Origin of the sequence: Dyella monticola (genome assembly GCF_003363155.1) — a bacterium.
Lineage (GTDB): Bacteria > Pseudomonadota > Gammaproteobacteria > Xanthomonadales > Rhodanobacteraceae > Dyella_B > Dyella_B monticola.
Map to the genome: position 1 here is coordinate 365 of NZ_QRBE01000032.1, position 1,423 is coordinate 1,787.

Sequence of the window (1,423 nt, forward strand, 5' to 3'; positions counted from 1 at the left end):
GGCCTCGGTATAGAACGAGTGGTCCTGCAAGTTAATACCTAATGCATTGGCTGCCTCACTATGTCCTTGATCGGCGGCGCACCGATACATCTGCCAACCTATCTTCTTGGCGTCCGCATCATCCAGCCAGGTGAGTTTGTCACCGACGTGGTATTGCCCCTCTGGGTTACCCAAATCCGCCGCCTTGCGGTAATAGCGCAGCGCCAGCTCCTGATCCTGCTTCACGCCGTAGCCCAGCTCCAGGTAATACGCCATGTCGTAGTAACCACCAGGGACGCCGTCCTTGATCAACTGCTGCACCAACGCGATGGTTTCCCCGTGCCGGTTGGGAGAGTCAGCCAAACCTTCGGACACCAGTACTTGCAGGTTATGGTTGGCCTTGTAGTGACCGTACGCGGCGGCAATGCGGTAGTAGCGCGCGACGGCGTTGAAGTCCTTGGGACCTTTTTTCTTCTCCAGATAACGCGCGTACTTAAAAAGCTGATCGGCGTCTGGATTCAGTGGTGGCAGGCGGTCCGCTTCGTGCGTGCAGGTGAACGCGAGCGCGGCCTTGAGGGCAGCCAGATCGGACGAGGAAGACATGGAGGATTCCTTGGAGCAGGCGGCGAGCAGGAGGACGATTACGTACACCCAACGAAGATGGTTCATCGGTCAATCCGTACGGGTACGTTTCTTGCCGGTGTACATAAAACCGACGAGCGAGGCGTAAGGAGCGAGTTTCCCTTGTTGCCTCGCCTTATTTTTATTAGTGATTTCAGTCCAGGCCTTAAACGCATCCGCCACATTCTTCTGCGCGCCCAAGCCACCCGTGTGAATATCCCAAAGCTTCTGCCGCAACGGCCTCGTCACCCCGCTGTGCTCATGACAAATGTTCAACTCGCTATCCACTTCCATGCTGCGCGTGTTGATGTTGGCTGAGCCCAGGATGGTGAACACGTCGTCCACGATCATCAGCTTGGCGTGCACGTACACGTAGCCCCAGGCGTGGCCCGCGGGGGTATCCGGCGGCACCAGCGAGCACACGAGCACCTTCAACCCCTCGATGTCCAGCGAGGGCACGATGCCGTTGTGGTTGTCCTTGATCTGCTGATCGACCTCGGCGATTTGTTGCTGGAGCGCTTGTTGACGCGCCCGGCTGGCCGCGCGGGCGGACGCGTCGTGGGGGCCGGGCATGCTATCGATCGCGGCGACGAGTTTTCCTTCCAGTTGGCGGCGCTGTTCGGTCAGTGCATCGGCGCGCTCATCCTTGGCCACATTGGGAATGGTATTGGCCTGCCCCAAGGCATCGAGCATGCGGTAGGTATTGACGGTGCCGTCGCCGACGCCATCGTCGTTTGCATTGGTGACGACGAACAGATAAATCGGGCCGTGCGTGCCGGGATCGCGGCCCGCCTTGATCTGCTTTTGCACCGCCTGCTTGATC

At 59.0% G+C, this 1,423-nt stretch carries 2 protein-coding genes; both read right to left on the minus strand.

The annotated features are described in order from the left end of the window. A partial coding sequence (locus tag DWU98_RS22390; RefSeq protein ID WP_230474985.1) for a tetratricopeptide repeat protein occupies positions 1–648 on the minus strand: 648 nt, incomplete at its 3' end. A 3-nt stretch (positions 649–651) separates the two neighbouring features. After that, positions 652–1,423: phospholipase D-like domain-containing protein (locus DWU98_RS21455; protein ID WP_230474986.1), on the minus strand; the 772-nt coding region annotated here is incomplete at its 5' end.